Origin of the sequence: Variovorax sp. N23 (assembly GCF_025486315.1) — a bacterium.
Taxonomy (GTDB): Bacteria; Pseudomonadota; Gammaproteobacteria; order Burkholderiales; family Burkholderiaceae_C; genus Variovorax.
The window spans coordinates 123,146-141,249 of the sequence record NZ_JAOOPY010000013.1 but is presented as its reverse complement, the minus strand read 5'-3'; the positions used below and the strand labels follow the sequence as shown (position 1 = coordinate 141,249).

Annotated in this window: 11 protein-coding genes and 6 pseudogenes; 9 read left to right on the top strand and 8 right to left on the bottom strand. The window is 64.0% G+C overall.

Annotation, left to right across the window (positions count from 1 at the left end; genetic code table 11):
* Position 1 precedes the first annotated feature (1 nt).
* From N8A90_RS19015 to N8A90_RS19000, 4 genes and pseudogenes are all read left to right on the top strand, one after another.
* Positions 2–760 carry an SDR family NAD(P)-dependent oxidoreductase gene (locus tag N8A90_RS19015; RefSeq protein ID WP_262076573.1) on the top strand — a complete coding sequence of 253 codons (759 nt, stop codon included), beginning with the start codon at positions 2–4 and terminating at the stop codon, positions 758–760.
* A 165-nt stretch (positions 761–925) separates the two neighbouring features.
* Positions 926–1,147: pseudogene (locus N8A90_RS19010) on the top strand (IS110 family transposase); the annotation flags it as partial.
* Positions 1,148–1,182: 35 nt separating this feature from the next.
* Positions 1,183–1,394, top strand: a pseudogene (locus N8A90_RS19005) (transposase); the annotation flags it as partial.
* A gap of 205 nt (positions 1,395–1,599) precedes the next feature.
* A complete protein-coding gene (locus tag N8A90_RS19000) occupies positions 1,600–5,184 on the top strand; it encodes an autotransporter domain-containing protein (protein WP_262076572.1) in 3,585 nt (1,194 codons plus the stop codon).
* Positions 5,185–5,235: 51 nt separating this feature from the next.
* Here the strand turns inward: N8A90_RS19000 and N8A90_RS18995 are convergent.
* Positions 5,236–5,682: pseudogene (locus tag N8A90_RS18995) on the bottom strand (transposase); the annotation flags it as partial.
* A 152-nt stretch (positions 5,683–5,834) separates the two neighbouring features.
* Here N8A90_RS18995 and N8A90_RS18985 point away from each other — a divergent pair.
* Positions 5,835–6,063, top strand: a pseudogene (locus N8A90_RS18985) (transposase domain-containing protein); the annotation flags it as partial.
* A 70-nt stretch (positions 6,064–6,133) separates the two neighbouring features.
* A pseudogene (locus N8A90_RS18980) lies at positions 6,134–6,484 on the top strand (Tn3 family transposase); the annotation flags it as partial.
* 14 nt (positions 6,485–6,498) lie between these two features.
* Here N8A90_RS18980 and N8A90_RS18975 read toward each other — a convergent pair.
* On the bottom strand, positions 6,499–8,379 hold the full coding sequence (locus N8A90_RS18975) for a hypothetical protein (protein WP_262076571.1): 1,881 nt from the start codon (positions 8,377–8,379) through the stop codon (positions 6,499–6,501).
* Positions 8,380–8,589: 210 nt separating this feature from the next.
* On the opposite strand from N8A90_RS18975, the gene N8A90_RS25510 reads away from it, so the two are divergent.
* The 3 genes from N8A90_RS25510 to N8A90_RS18965 all read left to right on the top strand — a co-directional run bounded on the left by N8A90_RS25510 (position 8,590) and on the right by N8A90_RS18965 (position 10,360).
* Positions 8,590–8,913, top strand: coding sequence for a hypothetical protein (locus N8A90_RS25510; RefSeq protein WP_410087707.1), 324 nt, complete (start codon positions 8,590–8,592; stop codon positions 8,911–8,913).
* Positions 8,914–9,043: 130 nt separating this feature from the next.
* Positions 9,044–9,184, top strand: a complete 141-nt coding sequence (locus N8A90_RS25505; protein ID WP_410087710.1) for a hypothetical protein — start codon at positions 9,044–9,046, stop codon at positions 9,182–9,184.
* A 624-nt stretch (positions 9,185–9,808) separates the two neighbouring features.
* Positions 9,809–10,360, top strand: coding sequence for a hypothetical protein (locus N8A90_RS18965; RefSeq protein ID WP_262076570.1), 552 nt, complete (start codon positions 9,809–9,811; stop codon positions 10,358–10,360).
* 182 nt (positions 10,361–10,542) lie between these two features.
* Here N8A90_RS18965 and N8A90_RS18960 read toward each other — a convergent pair whose 3' ends face one another.
* The 6 genes and pseudogenes from N8A90_RS18960 to N8A90_RS18935 form a co-directional block, all read right to left on the bottom strand.
* Complete coding sequence (locus N8A90_RS18960) at positions 10,543–12,336, bottom strand: ABC transporter ATP-binding protein (RefSeq protein WP_262076569.1); 1,794 nt, start codon at positions 12,334–12,336, stop codon at positions 10,543–10,545.
* Entirely contained in the window at positions 12,333–14,120 is a 1,788-nt protein-coding gene (locus N8A90_RS18955; protein WP_262076568.1) for an ABC transporter ATP-binding protein, read from the bottom strand. Before N8A90_RS18955 ends, N8A90_RS18960 begins: the two co-directional genes overlap by 4 nt.
* A 409-nt stretch (positions 14,121–14,529) precedes the next feature.
* Positions 14,530–14,807 (bottom strand): annotated as a pseudogene (locus tag N8A90_RS18950) (IS21 family transposase); the annotation flags it as partial.
* A 130-nt stretch (positions 14,808–14,937) separates the two neighbouring features.
* Positions 14,938–16,488, bottom strand: coding sequence for a methyl-accepting chemotaxis protein (locus N8A90_RS18945; RefSeq protein ID WP_262076567.1), 1,551 nt, complete (start codon positions 16,486–16,488; stop codon positions 14,938–14,940).
* A gap of 87 nt (positions 16,489–16,575) precedes the next feature.
* Positions 16,576–16,944, bottom strand: coding sequence for a LysR family transcriptional regulator (locus N8A90_RS18940; protein WP_262076566.1), 369 nt, complete (start codon positions 16,942–16,944; stop codon positions 16,576–16,578).
* Positions 16,945–16,947: 3 nt separating this feature from the next.
* Complete coding sequence (locus N8A90_RS18935; RefSeq protein ID WP_262076565.1) at positions 16,948–18,099, bottom strand: NADH:flavin oxidoreductase; 1,152 nt, start codon at positions 18,097–18,099, stop codon at positions 16,948–16,950.
* Between the last annotated feature and the right edge of the window lie 5 nt (positions 18,100–18,104).

Here is an 18,104-nt window from a genome sequence, read left to right as displayed (position 1 = left end):
CGTGAACCAGCCACTGCCCTTCATCGTCATCGTGGGTGCCACTTCCACCATCGCCGTACATTGCGCCCGCGCCTGGCTTCATCGGCAATCCGCCAGCGTGGTGCTGCTGGGCCGGGACCGGGAGCGCCTCGATGCGGTCGCTGAAGACCTGCGCATCCGCAGCCCTCTGTCCCGCATCGACGTGCTGGTGGGCGACTTTGATTCGGCGGCATCCATCCACCGGCTGGTGAACAAGGTGAGCGCCCTGGGTGCACCCGATCGGGTGCTGATCGCCCATGGCGCCCTGTTAGACCAAGCGGCTTGTCAGCAGGACCTGTCGCAGGCAGAGGCTTCGCTTCGCATCAACGCCATCTCTCCCGTGCTGTTCGCGGAGGCTTTTGCCGGGCTGATGGAGCGCGCCGGCCAAGGCACACTGGGCATCATCGGCTCGGTCGCGGGTGACCGCGGGCGCCAGTCCAACTACATCTACGGGGCCGCCAAAGGCCTGGTGGAGCGCTATGCAGAAGGCCTGCAACACCGCATGGCCAAGGCCGGGGCTGTGAAGGTGGTGCTGATCAAGCCGGGCCCCACCGACACGCCGATGACGGCACGGATGGAGCCGCGCCCACCGGCGCTAGCGGACCCCGCCAGTGTCGCCGAAGCCATCGTTCAAGGCATGAGGCGCGGCCAGCGCGTGGTGTACGCGCCGGCGAAATGGCGCTGGATCATGCTGGTCGTCCGGTCTCTTCCGTCTGCCCTGTTTCACCGTTTGTCCATTTGAAACACCGCCCCGAGTGGCGCTACGCTGGCGACTGGTGCGCCAGCGCATCAACTCGCGCTGCATGATGCCCAACCATAAGCAATGGGATGGACGCCCTCACCCTTAACGGCACCAACGTGCCACAGTGGAAGTGGCACAACTATCTGCATCGAAAGGACGTCCACCATGAAGATCACTGCTGTTGGCATCGAGCTGGCGAAGAACGTATTCCAGGTCCACGGCATCGACGAACATGGCAAGGCGGCTCTGATAAAGCAGCTGCGCCGCGACCAGATGGCCGCGTTCTTCGTCAATCTGCCGCCTTGACTGATCGGCATGGAGGCTTGCGGAAGCGCGCACCACTGGCGTCGCAAGCTGCAGAGCATGGGCCACACGGTGCGGCTGATGCCGAAAAACTAACGGACCTCGATGCAGAACAACTGCGCGAGGTGAAGGACCTGGACGCAGATGAGCGGCGTCGCATCCGCCAAGTGCGGGGTCGGCCTATCGCTGAGGCACTGCATGCCTGGATGATTGCGCAGCGGCTCAAGGTCTCGGAGGGTTCAGGGCAGCCAAAGCACTGAACTACATCCTGAAACACTGGGCTGCGCTGACGCGCTACCTGGACGACGGCAAATTGCTTACAGACAACAACTAGTGCGGGGCGCCGCTCTGTTCTGTACTTATCTGGCGGCCGCCGCCAAAGCGGCTCCTGGCGAACGGGGTGGGGAAATTCGCCGCAACTTGACCTGCGCGAGTCGTAAATGAAACAATATGTTTTTCATGAGGAACAGTTGTAACAAATGCATGCTCGTGCCCGCCTAGCCCACCGGCCCAGCCCTACCGGCAAGACCCCCGCGTTGAGCGCTATCGCGCTGGCCCTGGCCGTGCTGGGAGCACCGCGTGTCGCCCAGGCTGACGGAATCAGTTGGTACAACACCAACACCGGCGACTGGTCGAACAACGCCAACTGGTGCTGCTCCGGTCGGCCACCGACCGCTGGTGACACCGCGTCGATCTACGGTCCCGGCGCCGTGGCGACCGTCAGCGGGACCGTGACCGTCGACGGCGTCTATGTCGCCGCCCCGCCGAGCTCGCAAGGCAGCTTGTTCGTCACCGGCACTCTGACAAGTGGCGTCGCCAGCCTGGCCAACAGTGCCGGTGCCGTGGGCACGGCCACCGTGTCTGGCACAGGCCAGTGGATCAACACCGGCGACCTGTACGTCGGCAACCTCGGCACGGGCACCCTGAATGTGAACGACAGCGCCAGCGTGACGGTGGGCACCCTGTACGTCGGCGGCTCGGTCGGCACGCTGGGCAACGCGGCGGTCGGCAGCGGTGCCAGCTTGGCAACCAGTGGCACCCTCTTCGTGGGCTACGGCGGCAGCGGCACGCTCGACTCCCTGGGCACGCTCACGACCCAGGGCGCCGTGCTGGGCGACGGCGTCGGCTCCAACGGCACCAGCACCATCCGCGGCGGCACCTGGACCAACGGCGGCAACCTCACGGTGGGCCGGGCCGGCTCCGGGAGCCTCGGCATCTCGGGCGGTGCACAGGTCAGCAATGCGGTCGGGGTGATCGGCGCTGGCGCGAACGGAACGGCAAGCAGCGTCACGGTGTCAGACACGGGCAGCCGCTGGTCCAACAGCGACCAGCTTTTCATCGGCATCGTGGGCAGTGGTTCGTTGACGGTCTCTGGTGGAGCATCGGTCGACAGTGTCGGTGCCGTGATCGGCCGCCAGGCCACCTCGGACAGCACCGCGACGGTGACGGGCAGCGGCTCGCAGTGGTCGACCGGCGCTTTGCTGATCGGCGGGGACCGCATCGACCCGGGAAGCAACGGTGGCACCGGCACGCTGCACATCGACAACGGCGCGCGGGTCGAGAGCACCACTGCGATGCTGGGCGATGTGGGCACCGCCCATGGCACGGCCATCGTCGAGGGCGGCGCGACCTGGCAACTGAGCGACCGGCTGACGGTCGGCAATCTGGCCACCGGCACGCTGAGCATCACCGGCGGCGGCGTGGTCAACGCCACCGGCGGCCTGGTCGGACGTGAAGCCGGCAGCACCGGCAGCGTCACCATCAGCGGCGCCGGCAGCGCCTGGAACAATAGCGGTCATGTCTTCATCGGCAACGTCGGCAACGGTACGTTGAGCGTCTCGAACGGAGGCTCGCTGAGGAGTGTGGACGGCTACGTCGGCACCGAAGCCGGTTCGACCAGCAGCGCGACGCTCACCGGCGCCGGCTCGACGTGGGTCAACAGCGGCGACTTCTTCATCGGCCACAACACCGGGGCGGCCGGCACGGTGACCGTGACTGACGGCGCCACGTTGCGCAGCGTGCAAGGCATCCTGGGCGACCTGGCAGGCTCGAGAGGCACGTTGCGCGTGAGCGGCGCGGGCGCGAGCGTCACGACCAGCGGCGACTTCAATGTGGGCCGCTTCGGCCAGGGTGAATTGCGCGTCGAAAGCGGCGCGACGCTGAACGCTGGCCGCGGCCTCATCGGGAACGAGGCCGGCTCCACCGGCACGGCCGTTGTCAGCGGTGCGGGTTCGACTTGGCGCAACAGCGGCAAGCTGACGGTCGGCGCCAGCGGCGAGGGCAGCCTTACCGTGGGCAATGGTGGCACGGTCGCCGCCAGCGAAATCGCCATCGCTCAAAGCGCCGGCTCCGTCGGCGTGCTGAACATCGGCGCCGCCGAGGGTGCCGCCGCTGAAGCGGCAGGCACGGTCGATGCGGGGTCGATCCGATTCGGTGCGGGAACCGGCAAGCTCGTCGTCAATACCAATGACACCACCACGCTCGCGGCATCGCTCTCGGGCAGCGGCGCCATCGCCAAGCTTGGCAGCGGCTTGCTGCGCTACACCGGCGACGGCTCCGCCTTCAGCGGCCAGACGACCCTAAGCACCGGCACGCTGTCGGTCAACGGGCGCCTCGGCGGCGCGCTCACCGTGGCGAGCGGCGCCACGCTGCAGGGTATCGGCACCGTCGGCAACACGACGCTGCTGGCCGGCGCGACGGTTGCGCCCGGCAATTCGATCGGTACCCTCAACGTCGCCGGCGACTTCACCTTCTCGGCCGGGTCGCGCTACGTCGTCGAGGCCGACGCAGCCGGCAACAGCGACCGCATCGCGGCAACCGGCTCAATCACGCTGAACAGCGCTTCACTGGTGGTAGTGACGGCCGACGGCAACTGGAATCCCTCGACGACGTACACCATCCTGACGTCCGGCAAAGGGGTGGTCGGCAGCTTCGGCGACGTCTCGACCAACTTCGCGTTCCTGCAGCCGACCTTGAACTTCGGCGCCGACGGCAACGTGGTGCTCACGCTGCCGCGCAACTCAACGGCGTTCCCGACCGTCGCGGTCACGCGCAATCAGAAGTCGACCGCAGGGGCGGTGGAGGCGCTCGGTGCCGGCACGCTCTACAACGCAGTCGTCCAGCTCGATGCACCGACGGCGCGCAACGCCTTCGATCGGTTGTCGGGCGAGCTCTATGCATCGTGGAAAGGCGCGGTCATGCAGAACAGCCGTCTTGTCCGGGATGCCGGCATCGACCGTCTGCGCCAGGCCACCGACAGCGTCGCAGCCCCCACCGACCTGGCATCGCGCGGCGGTGTCGAGGGCGCAACCTGGGGCCGGGCCTATGGCGCCTGGGGTGACGACAGCAGCGACGGCAACGCCGCCCGCACAGACCGCCAGAGCGGCGGCGTGATCATCGGGGCAGACACCCGCGTGGGGCCTGACTGGCGCGTCGGCGTCATGGGAGGCGCCAGCCAGAGCCGGCTGAACCTCGACGACCGCGCAGCATCGGCCCGCAGCGATGACTACCAAGTGGGCTTGTACGGTGGCCGTCGATGGGGCGCCCTGTCGCTGCGCACGGGCGCCGCCTATGGGTGGAGTGATGCCGACACGCAGCGCAGCATCGACTTCACCGGCTTCTCGGACACGGCCACCGCCGATCGCCGCGCGAAGACTGCACAGGCCTTCGCCGAACTGGGCTGGCGCTTCGACCTGCCGCAGGCATCGCTCGAGCCCTTCGCTAACCTGGCACACGTGAACGTGCGCAGCGAAGCTTTTGTTGAACGCAGCGGTGCCGCCGCCCTGCACGGTGCGTCGGAGAACGACGACATCACGTTCGGCACGCTGGGCATGCGCGGCAGCACCCTGCTGGCGCTCGGTGCTGCCGACGCCACGCTGCATGGCACGCTGGGCTGGCGCCATGCCTCCGGCGACAGGACGCCAAGCGCGAAGCTGGCCTTCGTCGGCGGCAGCGGCTTTGCGGTCGCGGGCGCGCCGCTGGCGCGCGACGCGGCAGTGGTCGAAGCCAGTGTCGACATCCGCCTACAGCGGCAGTTGACGCTCGGCGTGTCCTATGGCGCGCAGCTCGGCGACGGGCTGCGGGAACACAGCGTGCGCGCCCATGTGGCGTGGACGTTCTAGTGCAGTGCGCCGCTCCGTTGTGTACTTATCCTGCGTATGCCGCCAAGGCTGCTTTGCCCGGGAGACCTTGGCCAAGATGTCCTTTGCACTGGCGGTCCAGATGAACGGCTTGGGATCCATGTTGTGATAGGCCACGTACAGGTCGATGGCCAGTTCCAGTTCGGCCACGCTGGTGAAGCTGTCGCGCCGGATGCGCTTGTCGGTGATGTCGCGGAAGAAGCGCTCGACCATGTTCAGCCACGACGCGCTCGTCGGCGTGAAGTGCATGACGAAGCGCGGGTGGCTGGCCAGCCACTTCTGCACCTCAGGGTGGCTGTGCGTGACGTAGTTGTCCACCACCAGATGCAGGCTCAGGTGCTCGGCCAGCGTGCGGGTGCTCCAGTGCGTGGCGTTGACCGGCTTGTCGTGCAGCGTGGCGTGCACGATGCGCGACTCCATCTCCGCCGTGATCGTGGCCGGCCGGCCACTGCGCGGGGCGTCCTTGCGCAGCGCATCGATACCGCCGTTCGGCGTCTGGCAAGCCCACGGAGTTCTCGCACGGTGTTCTCCTCCAACTCGATCGTCTTGGCAACTCGCATCGCCTCAGCCTCCTGACGGATTCGAGTATGCCGACGAAAATAAGATCTAGAAATTCATGCGCACTGCACTAGGTGAAGCAACAGATCCGCCCTATTGCCGTGGGCAGAGGGAGAACTGGCTGTTCGCTGGGAGCTTGCGTGCCGGTCAACGCGCCGCGGCCGTCATGAGCTTGAGCCAGTCAGCGAAGCTCAATGGGCACGCCCCCCGTACGCCCAACTGAAGAACGTGTTCCTACGTCTGCCGAAGCAGCCGCATAGCCGCATCGACGAACTGCTGCCGCATCGCTGGCAGCAACGCTGACGGCCTGCTTGCGCCGGCCGCCGCACGCTGCGGTCATCGTCAAGATGTATTCGCCGCGTGCTTACGCACCATGCGGTCTCTGGAAGGCCATGGTCGGCTGCGCCGAGCGAACGAACGCCTCGTCGCATTCCAGCGGCAGCATCCGATCGCAAACCTTTGAGGCAAGGGGGACAAAGCGTCGGCGGACATGATGTTGCTGGACGCGTCCAGGCACCTATACAACGCACGGCTCGATCCCCGCCGGCGCACGCCTGCGGTTTGGGTCTATTCCCACGTCATGGGCTCGTACGGCCTGTTCTACAACCAGCCGATCGTCTTGAACGAGCGCCAGGCGGCCGCAGCCGTTCATGGGGTGGAGTCTCACAGCAACACCTTGTGCGCCGATGGCATCCGGTTGTCCTTGCTTGTGGCGGACACGCATGTCGACATGCAAACTCATTCGCCTGCGCCCCAAGAAAGCACGCAGAGCTTTACCGATATCGTCTCATCGAACCAAGGCAATGGGCCGCTTGGCTGGTGGATCGAAAAACTACGGACTCCATCTTCGGGGCGGCTCGTGCCATTGAAAAAATGCGTAGCCGCTTCGGTTGAGGCAAGCGCCGGTGACAACAAGAACCCGACCTGTCCCGCCTCGCGAAGGTACCGGTAATCTCTACTGCTCTCTGATGTAGCAACCGTCATATGAACAACAGGGTGACCGATTAGCATGCTCAGGAGTTGCCCTAGCCAGCTTTGCACAACCGTGACTTCCGACCACACTGCTTGATCCGGGTCCACGGAGGGAATCGCAAGCAGCTGATTGAACCTAAGCTGGGAATTACGGCATATCTGAGATTGAGCTAGCGGCGCGGCGCGGCGCTTTAGCAATATGGCATCCGACGAGTGCCTCTCAACTTGATACAACCGCCTATATGCGCCCAGTGCGAGCGGGTCTTCCAGCGCCGCGTAGCGACCATCAATCGGAGAAACACCAAAGATCACCGACCTCGGCGCCTGCCGGCTGTACAGAAAGCGTTCATTTCGCTCCGTCATGTGGCGGCTGGTTGCGAAATAGGACTGAAATGCTGGCCGGGTTGCTATTGGCATCTCTGAGGCATAGGCCAAACTGAATTCGAACGGAAATATGTCGATGGGAGCTTCAGTAGCGTCGAAGGGAATTGCGGCGCGTGCTTGAGTAAGCGCCACGTTGTATCGACGTTGTGCCTCGACGGAGGATCCCCCCCTAAATTTAGAATCAAGCACATAGCGGATTCGGTGCTGTAGAACACTGGCATATCCTTTGAAGGCATCTCCATGCGGCAGCAACGACGCTAGCAGCGCACTTGATGCGACAAACGAAGCTGCCGCAAACGCCACAGCGGCAACCAAACGGCGGTGGTTGCCATCGCGGAAGTTGCCGCCTGGACTCCAGAGCTGGACTGTGCTTATAAACGCCAATGCGAGAAATGCCGCTTCAGGGTGCTCGCCGTGACGAATAAACCCCATCTTATAGGCCACCAATAAGTATCCGAGGGTCAGCACTCCGAGTACCATGCTGAGACGGTTGTGGAAGCGCAGAGTGGTGGCGACGATGGCTGCGCCAATAAAAAATGCGATATGCAGTACCAACGGTGCTGGGAGGCCCATATCCTCGTTGTACGCGCGTGAAACATCAATGTATCCGTCCAGGAATTCGAAAAAATTCGAGACTTCCTGGCCCGACAACCAGAACAGCAGAAATACGGACAACACAAAACAGAAGGGAACGACTGGACGGTAGTCTCGTATTGAAAAGCGGTACAGGCTCGCGAGCACAATGGCGGGCACCGAAAAAAAGACTGCGTTCGACTTGACCAAGCATGCGAACGCCGCCCCGAACGCGAGCAGAACTGAAAGAGCGAGCTGCGTGATGTTCCCGGGCTGCCTGCGACATTCTTGATGGCAAAGCAATAAAGCTGGCAGTAGCAAATACACGTCCCTAAGCAAAAGCAAAAGCACGGTTAGACCACACCATGCCAGCAACCTCAATGGGCTCCTTATTTGAAACACGGTGAACACCCCTAGTCCGAGAATCAGCAGATAGGTGGCCCGGTAGGCCATTTTTTCGGAATGTGTACGTTCGAAATACACCGCGGACTCGATGAACGAGAGGGGGCCATAGTTGAAAATTATTTGAGTCCCGTGTTGAAGCTTGTTTTCATAGGCATAGCCCAACATCACGTGCCAAGACAGATCAAGCCCACGCATTGACGAGACATATTCAACGTCAAGCAGATAGATGACTGTAAATAAGACGCCAACAACGGGCACTACGAACGAGCGAATTCTGGTATTCATGTCATGACTATTTTTTGGGCCAGTGTAACTTCAAAGGTTTGCTCGGTATGCTGCGCGCAGGAAACATCACCAATGAATAGGTAAATAGCCCCTGAACAACGCGCAAGTCATTGTCTTTTTTGAGATTTTCGATCTTTCCCTGGCGCACGACTTGCACGGTAGATCGTTGTAGACCGCAGTTTGCTTGCAAATTCCGACGAAGTTTGAACAATGGGACCCAAGCCCGTAACGCCCGAGTCCGACGAGCTGTTCGTCTCCCGGCTCGACGAGTTGATCAACGTGCGCCATCCGCTGGTGTGCCAGGCCGGCCTGATCGACTGGGACGAGATCGAGCGGACCGTCGGCGCCCGCCGTGACCGACCCGCATTGCCTCCTCGCCTGCTCGCCGGCCTGCTGTACCTGCAGCACGCCTTCGACGCTTCCGACGAAGCCATGGTCAGCACCTGGGTCGACATCCCTATCGGCAATACTTCTGCGACGAGTTGTACCTGCCGACCGACGCGCCCATCGACCCGAGCAGCCTCACGCGCGTAGGTCGCGTGCAGCGCTTGCCCGAACAGTCAAAGGCGAAGGTCGGCGACCTGCTGGCGCGCACGGGCCGCATCCTCGCCCAGCGCACGAAGGACAAGAACAAGCTCTACGCGCTGCATGCTCCCGAGGTCGAATGCATCACAGCAAGGGCAAGGCCCGAACCCCCTACGAATTCGGCGTGAAGGTCAGTATTGCGACGACCTTGAAGGAGGGGCTGGTCGTGGGCGACTGGCTCGGGAAGGTCTCGGTCGCGCAGCACGATGCCCGGACCTAAACGGTCGTTTACTACCCACTTCTTCGAGAAAGAACGAGCCGTGAAGAAAACAGTGATGGGTCCTATCGCCGCGGGCGCCGCGTCGGCGCTGGCCTGCGCCGTGTCAACGCCGGCCCAAGGCACATCAGTTGCACTGCGTACGGCCTAGCGCACAAACGGCGACATTCTTCCAGCATGGTTTCATGACGCCCGCCCCGCGAACGGCTCGCCTCCCGCAGCGGCGATCGAGCCGCTTGAAGCACCGGCCGTGGCCGGCTCGCCACCCTCGTTCGGTGGCAACTTTGCAGGCCTCACGTGCGCAACAGTACCTCCGGGATAGACCCATATTTTGTTCGCAAGAGAGCAACGCCACATTGACTTGGTCGATCAAGGGAGGCGCCATCTGGCCTGATCAAAGCGGGGGAACAGAAAGGGGAACAATGATTGATTCTCCTCACCCGGCCACAGCCTGCACGAGGCTTTCGGTTCGACGTTCGATCCCCTCCGGGCCATCTAAGCCATTGATTTCATTACGTTTTCTCCAAACGCCGGCAAATCGATAGCGTCTCAAAGCGCTCCAAAACGCCTCCCCGCTCCCCAAAAAGGTAGCCGTGCTACCCGCCCTTTCTCGTATGCTTTGTCGCCGTGGCGCAGAACATTCAAGAGCGAGACGGCCGCTTCCAGCTCCGCATCAAGCACAGGCTGCTCGATCGGCCCTACTTCTCCACCTTCGAGAGCGAAGCCGAGGCCGAGGAGTACCGCGACACGCTCAAGTCCCATCTGAAGCGCGGCATCGTGCCGCGCGGCATTCAGCCGGACGCGCCGGCGACGCAAGATCCGCTCGTAGTGGAGGTGGTGCGCTCATACGAGAAGCTGGGCCCGGTCACGCCGTTTGACGCGGAGATGCTCAGCGCGACCATGGGCGACTTCCTGGGCGTGCGCGTCTCGAGCATCACTGCCGAGTGGGTCGACGCCTTCGTGAAGAACCTCAAGATGGTGGCGAACAACTCGCCCGGCACCATCCGCAAGAAGGTCGGCGTCTACGGCCGCATCTTCGACTGGCACATCCGCCGCACCACGGCGCGCGGCGCGCAGAAGCCTGCAAACCCGTTCCGGCATCGATCAGATGGGGAACCTCGTCAGCGAAAATCATCAGGGCCAGCAGGCATATCAGCCTGCACAACAGGCTGGATATAAGACTGCAGCCCTGCCTCCTGAATCGTCACACACACGAGTTCTTGCAATCCGGGGGGCGCCCATATAAGCGCATCCCTAACAAGCGCTTAGAGGGTGTTGAGTTCCATGCAATCTGGACCCGCCAGGGTTAGTGGGTCACTTCGGGATGGAAATCAACAGCTTGAGACGCGCACCAGCGAAGGTCATGCCGTGGGGGCCACGTTTCCACCACGCTGCAGGGCCCAGTAGCCGCCCTTCCGTGCCATCAACGCGTCGTGGGTACCTGTCTCGCGCACGTTGCCCGCCTCCATGTAGACGATCAGGTCCGCATCGCGGATGGTGGAGAGTCTATGCGCGATCACGAAGCTCGTGCGGCCCTGACGCAGCTCGGACATCGCCTGCTGAATCAGCATCTCGGTGCGGGTGTCGACCGAACTCGTCGCCTCGTCAAGGATCAGGATGGGCGTGTCCAGCAGGAAGGCGCGGGCGATCGTCATCAGCTGGCGCTGGCCCTGTGACAGCGCGGCACCCGCGTTCTCCAGCACCGTGTCGTAACCCTTTGGCAGCGTCCGCACGAAATCATCGACATGGCAGCGTCGTGCGGCGGCGATCACGTCTTCGCGGCTGCTCTGGGGGCGGCCATAGGCCAGGTTGTCGTGGACCGTGCCGGTGAAAAGCCAGGTGTCTTGCAGCACCATGGCGATCACGCTGCGCAGCGCCGAGCGTGGGAGTTCCCGGATGTCGGTGCCGTCGAGGCGGATCGTGCCCGCGTCGATCTCGTAGAACCGCATCAGCAGGTTGACCAGCGTGGTCTTGCCAGCGCCTGTCGGGCCCACGATGGCGATCGTCTGGCCGGGCTGGGCCTCGAGGCTCACGTCCTCGAACAAGGGCCGATCCGCTTGATAGCGGAAGCGGACGTGCTCGAAAGCGACATGGCCGGTGACCGCGAGCTTCGCCCGCCCTTCACCGGCGTCGTCCAAGGCCAACTCCGGCGCGTCGAGCAACTCGAAGACCCGCTCCGCCGAAGCCAACGCAGACTGGACCTGCGCCACCATGCTGCCCAACTGTGAGACGGGCTGCCCGATTTGCCGGATGTACTGGATGAAGGCCTGCAGCTCGCCCAGCGACAGCCCGCCGGCCAGCACGCGGAAGGCGCCCGCGACCACCACCGCGACATAGGCGAGGTTGGTCACGAACATGGTGACGGGCTGGATCAGGCTGGCCAGGATCTGCGCGCTTTGGCTGGCCTTCGTTAGCGCCGCGTTCTGCTCGGCGAAGCGCGCCTCGATGCGGCTGCGCGCGCCGAACACCCGGATCAAGGTCTGGCTGGTGAAGCTCTCTTCCACCGTCGCGTTCAAACGCCCCGTCTCGCGCCACTGGGCGGCGAACTGCGGCCCGGATGCGCGCGTGAGCAGCCGCGTCAGCACCAGCGAGATGACGATCGCCGTGATCGAGACGATGGCCAGCGGCACAGAGAGCACGAACATCATCGCCAGAACGCCGAGGATCGTCAGCAGCATCAGCAGCACCTGGCTGGCGACCTGCTGCAGGTTCTGGATCACGTTGTCGATGTCATTGGTGAAGCGCGACAACACCTCGCCACGCAGCTGCGCGTCGAACCAGCTCAAGGGCACACGCGACAGCTTCGCCTGCGCCCGGCCCCGCAAATCGCGGCCCAGCTTCTGCACCAGCTCGTTGACCAGCCAGGCCTGCGCCAGGTTGAGCAAGGAGGCGACCAGATAGATGACCGCGACGATCAGCAACTGGCGCACCAGCGCGGCCATGCTGAAGCCCTCGCTGACCAGCAGATCCGTGGCCTTGCCGAGCTGCCATGGCCCGATCGTGCTGGCCACCACGCTGCCGATGCTCAGCAACACCGTGACGATGAGCACCCGCCGGCTGGCGCCCAGCGCCTGCCAGATCGCGAGTGCCGTCTTGCGGGTGTCTTTCGGCTTTTCGCCGCCCAACGCGGCGCCTGGGTTGCCGATCTTGTTCATGCCGCACCTTCCGCCACAGCCTGCTGTGAACGCACGATGTCGGCGTAGACCGGGCAAGCGGCCAGCAAGGCCGCATGCGGCCCCAACCCGACGATCTTGCCGCGATCCAGCACGAGGATGCGGTCGGCATCCTGGATCGACGCCACACGCTGGCTGACAGTCACCGTGGCCGCATGCGCGGTCGCGCGGCGAAGCGCGGCCCGCAGCCGCGCATCGGTGGCCTGATCGAGCGCCGAGAAGCTGTCGTCGAAGAGGTAGAGATCGGCGTCGCAGACAAGCGCCCTGGCGATGGCGAGCCGCTGCCGCTGCCCACCGGAAAAATTCGTCCCGCCCTGGGCCACGGGCGCCGCCAGTTGCTCGGGCAGCGCGCGGATGAAGTCGGCAGCCTGCGCAACCTCAAGGGCGCGCCAGAGCGCGGCATCGTCAGCCTGCGGATTGCCGAGCCGCAAGCTGTCCGCCACGGTGCCCGAGAACAGATAGGTCTTTTGCGGGACGTAGCCGATCCGCCCGTTCAGCGCCTCGGGCGCGATCTGCCGGAGGTCGACGCCGCCGAGCAACACGCGGCCCGTGCTCGGATCGTCCAGCCGGGCGATGAGGTTGACGATGGTGGTTTTGCCCGAGCCGGTGGCGCCGATGATGCCAAGCACTTCCCCGGGAGCCAGCGCGAAATCGATGTTCTCGAGGACCAGGGCTTGCGCCCCCGGATAGCCAAAACTGACCGCCTCGAAGCGCAAAGGCAGCCCGGCCCCTTTGTCTGGCAGCGCCTGCGGATGGGCGGGCGGCCCCACCGTGATAGGGCTCTGCAGGAGTTCGCTGATCCGCCTGGCGCTGACCAACGCGCGCGGCAGGAGCACGATCAGCATGCCCAACATCATCACGGAGATCAGGATCAGCGAGATGTAGGAAAGAAAGGCGATCAGCGCGCCGATTTGCAGGTCGCCAGAGACGATCCGGCTCGCACCTGCCCCCACCAGGGCGACAGAGGCCAGTTGCATGACGGTGGTCAACGCAGGGCTGATCGTCGCCATCAGCCGCCCTGCATGGAGCGCGGTGTCGGTCAGTTCGGTGTTGGCTGCCCCGAAGCGCTGGCCTTCGCGCGCTTCCTGCAAATAGGCGCGAATGACCCGAATGCCGTCGATCTGCTCGCGCAGGATCGTGTTGACCCCATCGAGTTGCTTCTGCATCCGCTGGAACAGTGGTGTCGCGCGCAAGGTCAGGAAGCCGATGATCAGCGCGAGGATCGGCACCGCGATCAGCAAGAGCTTGGACAACTGCACATCCTGACGCAAGGCCATGATGGCGCCGCCCACCCCCATGATCGGGGCGATGACGATCATGGTCAGCATCAGGGTCAGCATGGTTTGCACTTGCAGCACGTCATTCGTGCAGCGGGTGATGAGGGAGCCGATGCTGAAACCCTGGGCCCGCGCCAGCGCGAGGTCGTGGACCTTGGAAAAGACATCGGCACGCAGCGCCTGGCCCACCCGGAAGGCGATCTGCGCGCCGAGCACAGCCGCCGCGACGCTGAGCACGAGTTGCACCAGCGAGGCAGCGCCCATCCATGCGCTATAGCGCAGGATCGTGTCGGACGACTTGGTGGCGATGCCCTGGTCAATGACATCGGCGCTGAACCCGGGCAACAGCAGCGATGCCAGAACCTGCCCCAATTGGCACAGCAGCAAGCCCGACAGGGCCCAGCCATGCGGTCGAAGCCGGGTGGCCCAGCCTGCGGCAGGTGCGGGCACGCCCTGAAGTCTTGAAGCGCTGTCGTGGGGTTGGGGCATGAAATGGAATTTAGAAACTCATGGATCCAGCGCGTCGAGCCTGTCCAACGGCATCGGCTGGGCGGTGACCATGCAGGGCCGGACACCGAACGGTCTGTGCGCTGGCGAACGGAAAGGATTCGAAGACGCGGCGATCATGCAGACATGCCTGCTCCACACGCCCCCACGCCACCGCAGCGGGCTAACCCTCTGACAATGCGCAGCGCACGCATTTTTCATCTGTCAGCTAGCATCAGACTCCTGCACGATGAACTTGGATGCTTGAGCATAAGGCCCTTGCGACCAGTCCACATCGCACAGCCGGGCTCGCCGCCTAAGGACCTGCTGATCAATACCCGCTGCCGAGCATGCTGAGCGACGCGTGGCACGAAGTCGGCGTGAGGCCAGTCAGTTGTTCGCTGCGCAGGTGGACCGCCCAGTCCTCGCTCCAGTCGAACTGGAACGCCTCGCCGGGGCCGAAGGCCAAGGGCACGAAGGTGCCTCGGCCGGAGGTCTGTTCGACCTCATGGCGATGCGCGTGCCACGCCGGTGCGAAGGCCGCCACGCGGTCGTAGGAGCCCTGGTAGCCGAGCGCGGCCAGGTCGGCGTGCATCTGCTTGAGGGTGCGCCGCTGCTTGCGCTCGATGCCTCGCTCTTGAGCCCGGCGCCGAGCTTCGCTGCATACGCATCGAGCTTGCTCGGGCTAAGCAGCCCTGAAAGCTGCTGCGCAACGTGCGGCGAACGACTGACTGCCTTCAGCTTGACTTCGCGCCATGCGTCGTTCGACACGCTCGGTGAAGGGCATTGATCAGCACCTCCTTCGAGGGCCGGGCCACCCTCAGGCAGCAAGCTTAAAGACGCTGACGGCCTCAACGAGGTGGGTCGCCTGCTCCTGAAGCGCACCCGCAGCCGCTGCCGCCTCCTCGACCAACGCTGCATTTTGCTGGGTGACCTGATCCATCTGCGTGATGGCCTGGTTGATCTGCTCAATGCCGGTGGTCTGTTCCTCGCCCGCCGCCGTGATGTCCCCCATGATGTCCGTCACGCGGCGCACGCTGCCCACGATCTCCTCCATGGTCGCACCAGCCACCGCGACCTGCCTGCTGCCCTGCTCCACTTTGCCCACTGAGTCCTCGATGAGAAGCTTGATCTCCTTGGCAGCGGCGCCAGACCTCTGCGCCAGGTTGCGCACCTCGGATGCGACCACGGCAAAGCCGCGCCCCTGCTCCCCAGCGCGAGCCGCCTCCACCGCAGCGTTCAACGCAAGAATGTTGGTCTGGAAGGCGATCCCGTCGATGACGCCGATGATGTCCACGATCTTGCGCGACGAGGCATTGATCGAGTCCATGGTTTCAACTACCTGGTGGACGACGCCACCGCCTCGGGTCGCGATAGCCGATGCCTGCACGGCCAACTGATTGGCCTGGCGAGCGTTCTCTGCATTCTGCTTCACCGTGCCCGTGAGTTGCTCCATCGACGCTGCGGTCTGCTGCAGCGAACTCGCCTGCTCTTCAGTGCGTGACGAGAGGTCCTGATTGCCTGTAGCGATCTGACCTGAAGCGGTCGCGATAGTCTCGGTCCCCTGTCGAACATTGCCGACAATCCGGACCAGGTTCTGATTCATCGCTTTTAATGCCGCCGTGAGACGGCCCGTCTCGTCCGTGCTGAACACCTCGATTTGCGAAGTCAAATCTCCGTCCGCCACCGACTCGGCGATCTCGACCGCGACCTGGATGGGGCTCGTGATCGAGCGGGTTGTCATCCAAGCGATGAGGCCCCCGGCGACGATCGCTGCAGCGGAGAGGCACATCACCCAGAGGCTCGCCTGGTCAAAGCCGGCCCGCGCCGCTTCGGCGGCCCTCGTGGCCACTTGGGTTTGATGTCTGACGAGTTGATCGAGCTCTTCGATCGACGCCAGTGTTAGCGGTCGTGCCTGCGTCAGGAAGGTGTCCTTCGTCTCCGCCCCTTTTCCCTGAAGCGCCTGTTCCACGAGTTTGTTGTTGGCAGGGACGGCTTGTGCAATCAACTTGTCCACGCGTGCCAGATTCGCCCGCCCTTCCGGCGAGTTCACCAGTTTCGCGAGAGTGTCCCTGGCGCGGCTATAACGCTCGCGCGCAGCTTGCAACTTCTTCAGCTCTGCCTGCGTGGCGCCGACATCATCAAGAATGACCATCGTGGCGCCGTAGGCGGAGATGTCACGGATGGCACCGAGCATCTCGCTCGCCGCGGCAACCTTCACATTGCTGTTGTGGACGATGCCCTCCATGGAGGCGTTGATCTCTCGCATCGAGCGCAGCCCCAACGCCGCGACAGCAGCCAGGAAGATCAGAAGGATCGCGAACCCCGCGGCCAAGCGGGTTCCGATTCGGAGGTTTCTCAACAGGCTCATGGCACTCTTTCAGTCGATTTCACTGCTTGTGATATCGGCCGATGGCGAGAGCGCGTGAAGACCAGTTGCGCCGTTCAGCAATACCGTTTAAGCATCGCCAGACGATGCGAAAGCGCAGTGGGAGCCCGGGCCATCCGCGGGCTCCGATGCGCTAGGGCATCCGCCGCGTGTCGAGTCGAAGGACGTCGGTTCCGCAAGACCACGCGAGACGACATCCACTTTCACTTGTGCCAGCAATGCGAAGATGGCCTCCGCCCCCGCCCTCAGTCGGTTCCCGGCTTCTGTGGGCATGGCTCCTCGGTTATGCCGCGTCAGGAGCCGGATGCCCAGTTCGTCCTCGAGCAGTTGAACCTGGCGCGTGACAGCGGGCTGGGCCACATGCAACGCGGCCGCCGCCTTCGTGAAGTTTCTGAGATCCGCAACCTTGCAGAAGTACCTGAGTTGCAGAAGGTCCATGGCTCAGCGCGAGCCCCCATCCTCGAGGTCCGCGACGAGACCGAAGGGCCGCAGGTAGGCCAGGAACGGGGCACTCACCCCCTGCCGTTCCAACTCTCGCGGCTCCAGGGGATAGGCTGCGGGCGCGTAGCCCTCGATGACGGCCTGCTGCGGCCACCTCGGCACGGCGATGGCCTCGCGCCCGATGGCCACCAGATCAGCGCCTTCACCCAGCGCGAAGGCGGCGTCCGCCAGCGTCCTCACGCCGCCCACGGCCACCAGCGCGACCTTGCGATCGAGTGCCGCCCTGGCCCGCTTGATGTTGGCCTCGCCCGACGCCGGGTATTTCCAGGACCCGCTCCTCACGTCCCTGGAGGAGACGTGGAGGTAGTCGATTCCGGCCGCGCCCAGCCACTCGACGACCTGGAGCATCTCATCGATGTCGAACCCCCTTTGGGGCGATGAGTCCTCCAGCAGCAGCCTGACGCCAAGGAGAAATTCCTGCGGTACGACGCTTCGAATGGCGCTGACCACGCACAACAGGAACCGGGCACGGTTCTCGAGTGATCCTCCCCAGCGGTCGACGCGGAGGTTGGTCGCCTGACTGAGGAATTGCGCGAAGAGATAGCCGTTGGCGCCATGGATCTCGATGCCGGAGAGACCGGCCGCCTGGGCGCGCTGCGCCGCGCGCGCGAAGTCCGCAATGATCTGCTCGATGTCGCCCTCACGCAGCGCGCTGGGCAGTTCGAAGCCCGGGAAGTCCAACTGGACTTCGCTCGGTGCCACAGGGCGAACGCCGGTCAGCCGGCGCGGTGAGCGAAGACCGCCATGGAAAAGCTGGAGGATGGACAAGGACCCAGAGGCGCGCCCCAGCGCCGCAAATCTAGCCAACCCGGGGATGTGACGATCACTGAAGCAGCCAAGCTGACCGTCGAAGCCCTTCGCGTCTTCCCGCACATGGCTCGCTGCGCTCACCAGGATGCCGAACCCGCCCTCGGCGCGCATGCGCAGCCACTCGAGCTCCGTGTCGCTGATGACGCCATCGTCGTAGCTCTGCTGGTTGGTCATCGGCGCGAGCACCAGTCGATTTCGGGTGCTGACACCGTTGGCGAAGCGGAATGCGCTCCATAGCAAGGAGGGATTCATCTCGTTGAGGTCAAGAGGGTCGGATTGCATGGATC